Origin of the sequence: Anaerobranca gottschalkii DSM 13577, assembly GCF_900111575.1 — a bacterium.
GTDB lineage: Bacteria > Bacillota > Proteinivoracia > Proteinivoracales > Proteinivoracaceae > Anaerobranca > Anaerobranca gottschalkii.
Map to the genome: position 1 here is coordinate 1 of NZ_FOIF01000082.1, position 6,368 is coordinate 6,368.

The window sequence follows — 6,368 nt, forward strand, 5'->3', positions numbered from 1 at the left end:
AAACTATAGACAAAGTCACCATCAGCTGTGGTAATTAAACAAAGATACGATTAAGTCGAGGAGATAGATTTAAGAGCTGATTAGATAAAAGGAAGAAGGGGAAAAATCCTTCTTCCTTTTAGATAGAAGCCTTAAATCTCGACGCAAAACTTTGTTAGAATGTTTAATTACCACAGCCTTTAAAAAATGACTTTTTCTACAAACTGAAATCATGGCTTTCGCCATGATTTTTGTTCTACTCCCTCTACTCAACTGTAACGGACTTAGCTAAGTTCCTTGGTTTATCTACATCACAACCCCTTGCTACCGCTACATAGTAAGAAATTAATTGTAATGGTAATACCGTTAGAATTGGTGTTAATAATGATGGAACCTTTGGTATTTCTAGTACTTGGTCTACAGATTTAGCTGTTTCTGTATCCCCTTCTTGAACTAAGGCTATTACATATCCTTCCCTAGCTTTAACTTCTTTGATATTACTGATTGTTTTTTCGTATACTTCTAGTTGGGTAGCTAAGGCGATAACGGGAATATCCTTTTCTATAAGGGCTAGGGTTCCGTGTTTTAACTCCCCTGCTGCATAGGCTTCAGCATGGATATAGGAAATTTCTTTTAATTTTAGGGCTCCCTCTTCTGCTACGTGCCAGTCTAAGCTTCTACCGATGAAGAAACAATCACCCCAACCTTCAAAGGGTTTAATCAAAGATTCAATTCTTTTTTCTGTTTCGTTTATAACTTTTTCTGCAAGGACAGGTAATTCCTTTAAACCACTGTAAAGCTCTTTAGGCATTTCCTTACCTAGTAATTGTCCAAAGTATAAAGTTATGAGGTAAAATCCTAATAATTGGGTAGTATATGCCTTTGTAGATGCTACGGCAATTTCTGGACCCGCTACTGTATGGAACATAAAATCTGCTTCCCTAGCCACAGAACTACCTTTAACATTAGTGATAGCTAACACTTTAGCTCCCCTACGTTTAGATTCCCTTAAAGCAGCTAAGGTATCGGCGGTTTCACCGGATTGACTTACAACGATTACTAGAGTTTTTTCATCTACTAGCGGGTTTCTATAACGGAACTCAGAAGCAACAGAAACTTCCACAGGTATTCTCAATAACCCTTCAATTAGTTCTTTACCTATAAGCCCTGCATGGTATGCAGTACCACAAGCAACTATCGATATATTTCTAAGACCTTTTAAATATTCAGGGCTTAGATTTAGGTAATCTAAGTTAACTCTATCCCCTTCAATTCTATCTTTTAAAGTATTCCTTAGAGCAGTTGGCTGTTCATGGATTTCCTTTAACATAAAATGTGGATAACCATCCTTTTCAGCTGCAACTGGGTCCCAATCCACAACTAAAACTTTTTTATCCACAGGGTTACCCACTTTATCCATAACTTCAACTTTCTCTTTGGTAACTACAGCGATTTCATTATCATCTAATATTAAAGTCTTTTTTGTGTACTGGATAATTGCTGGGATATCGGAAGCTATGAAATTTTCTCCTTCCCCAAGACCAATTACCAAGGGACTATCTTTTCTAACACAAATTAACCTATATGGTTCATCTTTATGAAGAACCACTAAAGCGTATGCCCCTTCTAAATGCTTAACTGCTTCTTTGACTGCTGCAAGAAGGTCTCCTTTATAAAATTCTTTAATCAAATGGGGTACTACTTCTGTATCTGTTTCTGATCTAAATTTATGGCCTTTATCTATCAACATTTCCTTTAAAGCTAAATAATTTTCGATAATTCCATTGTGGACAACTGCAATCTCTTCATCACTATCTAAATGGGGGTGGGAATTAACATCAGAGGGTTTTCCATGGGTAGCCCAACGGGTATGTCCAATCCCCACAGTAGCAGTGAATTTATCCTTAGCTATATCTTCTAATCCCTGTAACCTACCTTCTTTTTTTTCCACAGCTAATAAACCTTTTTCCACAACTGCAATTCCTGCAGAATCATAACCTCTATATTCTAACTTTGACAATCCTTCAAAAAGGATTGGTGCTGCTTGTTTATCTCCAATATATCCAACTATTCCACACATAGTTATATCCTCCTAATTTAAGTCTTTTTATATCCTTTTTATTTTCCCCTATATTTTCAAAATCCATTTAATTTCATTAAGCTTAATCACAAAACTATTAAAAAATATGCCTAAAAATGGCATAGCAAAATAAGCTACCCAATTCCCTTTGTTCCCTAAGTCACCTCAGGGGTTTAAAGAATTTTTAACGGTAGTAGCATACCGGAAGTCATCCGCCGAAACCTTCGATAAACTTCATCCTCGTCAACTCAACATCGTTGAGTTCAGGCGCTTTAATAAAAGTAGACTGATAATGATAATGCCATCTATCCACCTCCCTATTTAGTTTTACCTTTAATTTCCCACCACCTCCTTAACAAAATTCCTATTTTTATAAAAAGAGTTATTGAGCAAGATTTACTGCTAAAAACCAATAAATCTTGCCCTCTTTATATTTTATGCCAGTTCCCTTTGGATGACACTAGCTATTTTTTCGGCATAGTCTTGGATCTTATCATAATCCTTTCCTTCAACCATTACTCTAATTAAATTTTCTGTTCCCGATGGACGGACTAATACCCTTCCTTCTTGTCCTAAAACATCTTCAACTTCTGACACTACTTTAGCTATCTCAGTATTAGTATGGTATTTTTCCTTATTTCCAACTTTTACATTCACAAGGACTTGGGGAAGCTTTTGTAAAATAGTTTTTGCTCTATCTAAAGTTTGTCCTGTTGATATTAAAATATCTAATAACTGAATAGCAGTAAGGAGACCATCACCGGTAGTGCTGTATTCTAAAAAGATGATATGACCTGATTGTTCTCCACCTAAAGTATAACCACCTTTTAACATTTCTTCAAGGACATATCTATCCCCAACTTTAGTTTTTATTGGTTTTATCCCTTCCCTTTGGCAAGCAATGTCAAAACCTAGATTAGCCATGACAGTTCCTACAATTACATTTTCAGGAAGTTTTCCTACACCTTTTAAATACTTACCGCAAATTGCCAATATATAATCTCCGTCAATGACTTCTCCATCCTTATCTACTGCTATAAGTCTATCGGCATCTCCATCAAAGGCAAAACCTAAATCTAATCCCTGTTCTTTAACATAGGCTGCCAACCTTTCTGGGTGGGTAGATCCACAATCGGCATTGATATTGGTTCCATCAGGCTGATTATTTATAATGTGTACTTTAGCCCCTAATCCAGTAAACAATTCAGGTGCTAGCTGATAAACAGCTCCATTGGCACAATCTAAAGCTAATTTAACATTATCAAATCTGTTTTTTACAGTAGTTTTCAAGTATTCAATATATCTATCTTTTAAAGTTAAATCTTCCCAAACTCTACCTACCCCTTCTCCTGTAGGATATGGCAAAGGCTTTTCTGAAAAGTACAGTTCTTCAATTTTATCTTCTACCTCATCGGGTAGTTTAAACCCTAAATTTGAGAAAAACTTAATTCCATTATCTTCCATAGGATTGTGGGATGCGGAAATCATTACTCCTGCAGAAGCATTGGTGTTTTTGGTTAAATAAGCGACAGCTGGTGTTGTAACTACACCTAACTTAATTACATCTACCCCTACAGAGGTAAATCCTAAAACTAAAGCTGATTCAATCATATCCCCAGAAATCCTAGTATCTTTACCGATAAGTATTTTAGGGTTATCCCAATTTTGGGTAAAATAATAGCCTGCACAGCGGGCTATTTTATATACCAACTCAGGTGTTAAAAATTCGTTTGCTTTACCTCTAATACCATCGGTCCCAAAAAGTTTACCCAATTTAATCTCTCCTTTTCTACTTTTACCTTATTGTATTTCTACCTTTCTATCTTTACTTCAATAGTTTCCCTCTCTAATATAACCCCTTCTGTATCCGTTTGAAGTGCTACAGTATGGGTTCCTTCTTCAAGTCCTTCTAAGTCGACAAAAACCTCTATATTATCCTTATTTATATTCTTAGGAAACTTAGCTTGAACAGTAGTTGGAGATAAAGCTACTTTTAGCCCTTGTTGAAGATTTCTATAACCTATAGAAAATTCTCCTTCAACTAAATCTCCTTCTATCACAACTTCTATTATAACATTGGATATATTTGGCTGTAAAGCATTAATATTTCTTCCATATATATCCAATGCCCTCGCAGGTACAGAAATTCTACCACTTTCCCCTATTTCTTCTAAATTTAACACTACCTCTACTTTAGAAACCCTTTCTAATTCACCCTTTGGACCTGTTAGGGTAATGGTATTAGGTGTTAATAATACATCTTTTAATACCAATCCCCCTGGTAACTCTCCTTCAGTTGTTAAACTTATTGGGAACTCTTGGGTTAAAATTGGATCAACTATAACTGTAATATAATTAGGTTTTATATTTTGTACCACTCCCCCTGTTAAAGAAGTAGATACAGGCAAATTATGTATTCCTTCATCTAATCCTCTGACATCAACGGTAGCTTTATGTTCTCTATTAACCAATGAATTGATCACATCTTGACTACCCCGGATGACAATATCTACTGTGGAAGGAGTTACTATATATTGAAAATCCCTATTTGCCCCAATAATCTCTACAGGGATATTAGTTAATGTTCTGGTAAATTCCGGTGTATTTAAGGGACTTTGCTGCCCATAGACAAAAAGCCATAATATTACCCCTAAAAAGATAGAAATGAATTTAGTCCCAAGATTTTTACCATAACCCTTCACTTTTTACCACCTCCAAGGCCACTTACTAGCCTCTTCTTCACTATTTTTCAGTTCTATCGCCAGCATTTCCCTTAGGGTTTTTTCATCTAAATAACGGGTTAGTTTTCCGTTCTTCGCCAAGGAGATTACCCCTGTTTCTTCAGAAACTATGATCACTACAGCATCACTTTGTTCACTTATACCTAGTGCTGCTCTATGCCTAGTTCCTAAATCTTTACTGATATCTAAGTTTTCACTTAAAGGAAGGTAACAGGTTGCTGCCGCTATTCTATTTCCCTTTATTATTGCTGCTCCATCATGGAGAGGGGTTTTTAAAGTAAAGATATTAACTATTAACTGGGAAGATATTATTGCGTCTAAAGGTACTCCCGTCTCTATGTGTTCATTTAGTCCTGTTTCCCGTTCTATTACTATTAGTGCACCAACTTTTTCCTTTGATAGTGTAACGACACCTTTCACCAACTCAGTAACCACCTGTTCAAATTCCTTAGGAGCTAAAAAGCGGGTAGATTTGAAAAATTTACCCCTTCCTAGCTGTTCCAAAGCTCTCCGAAGTTCAGGATAAAAAATTATTGGTAAAGCAACTAACCCTACTGTCATTGTCTGATTTAATAACCAATTTATTGTATTTAACCCTAGCCAACCGGTAACAACAGTGGCAGTAAGTAAAACTCCTAACCCTTTAATCAATTGAACAGCTCTAGTCCCTTTTATCAACATGATTACTTTGTAAAGAACAAAGGAAACTATAGCAATATCAATAGCATCTTTTATATTGAAATTTGATATTACACGGGTTATCAACTGCCACATAAAAAATACCTCCACCCCTAATTCATGTTTTAACCTTATCTATTTTTTGTAATGGGAAAATAAAGTATCGCTGCTCCTTTTTATTTTCGACTTTATAATATATAGATGTTAGCACAGCATCAGCAATTATTATAAACCAAATGAAGTATAATAACCAGTTTGTATATTTTAAGCTTAGTATACCTAGGGAATATAAAGCTAAGGCTAAAATTCCTTTTAATAACTGTTTATTGTAGAATTGACCAGATGACGGTAAAAAAATAGACATTAACAAAGCAAGGACAGGTGATGTATTAGGACATCTCATTTTTCCCAAAAATTTGATAAATTAATGCCCCAATAAAGTTTCCGAAAAATACTATTAGAATCCACATTATCCTGTCCCCACTATTCCTAAAAGTATCATCCGGTCTCCTCAATACTTCAAATAAAGTTACTATCCAAAAGATAAAGAATAATAGTGGAAACAAAAATATTATCGGTAAACAACCTAAAAAAGCCATAATTTCACCCACTTTCCCCTAATTCTATAAAATTTCTACTATATATAGTATTCGTCAATTATTGAATATTACCTGCTTAAAGATAATTTTTTTATATAAATAAAGACAAAGGAAGCAGTAGCTTAAATAGCTACTGCTCAGACTGAAGACAAACTATAGACAAAGTCATCATCAGCTGTGGTAATTAAACAAAGATACGATTAAGTTGAGGAGATAGATTTAAGAGCTGATTAGATAAAAGGAAGAAGGGGTGAGGAACAGGACGTTCCGAAAGCTCTATTGAGCCATGGA

Annotated in this window: 5 protein-coding genes; all 5 read right to left on the reverse strand. The window is 35.2% G+C overall.

All coding sequences use genetic code 11. The annotated features are described in order from the left end of the window. Window positions 1-244: 244 nt before the first annotated feature. The 5 genes from glmS to BMX60_RS11370 all read right to left on the reverse strand — a co-directional run bounded on the left by glmS (window position 245) and on the right by BMX60_RS11370 (window position 6,077). Window positions 245-2,059 carry a glutamine--fructose-6-phosphate transaminase (isomerizing) gene (glmS, locus tag BMX60_RS11345; protein ID WP_091351553.1) on the reverse strand — a complete coding sequence of 605 codons (1,815 nt, stop codon included), beginning with the start codon at window positions 2,057-2,059 and terminating at the stop codon, window positions 245-247. A 435-nt stretch (window positions 2,060-2,494) separates the two neighbouring features. Next, a complete protein-coding gene (gene glmM, locus BMX60_RS11350) occupies window positions 2,495-3,832 on the reverse strand; it encodes a phosphoglucosamine mutase (protein WP_091351554.1) in 1,338 nt (445 codons plus the stop codon). A gap of 38 nt (window positions 3,833-3,870) precedes the next feature. Continuing rightward, window positions 3,871-4,761, reverse strand: coding sequence for a CdaR family protein (locus BMX60_RS11355; protein ID WP_091351555.1), 891 nt, complete (start codon window positions 4,759-4,761; stop codon window positions 3,871-3,873). Window positions 4,762-4,764: 3 nt separating this feature from the next. Further along, window positions 4,765-5,574, reverse strand: coding sequence for a diadenylate cyclase CdaA (gene cdaA / locus BMX60_RS11360; RefSeq protein ID WP_091351556.1), 810 nt, complete (start codon window positions 5,572-5,574; stop codon window positions 4,765-4,767). A 293-nt stretch (window positions 5,575-5,867) separates the two neighbouring features. Continuing rightward, window positions 5,868-6,077: a PLD nuclease N-terminal domain-containing protein gene (locus tag BMX60_RS11370; protein WP_143055939.1), complete on the reverse strand. Its 210-nt coding sequence runs from the start codon at window positions 6,075-6,077 to the stop codon at window positions 5,868-5,870. Between the last annotated feature and the right edge of the window lie 291 nt (window positions 6,078-6,368).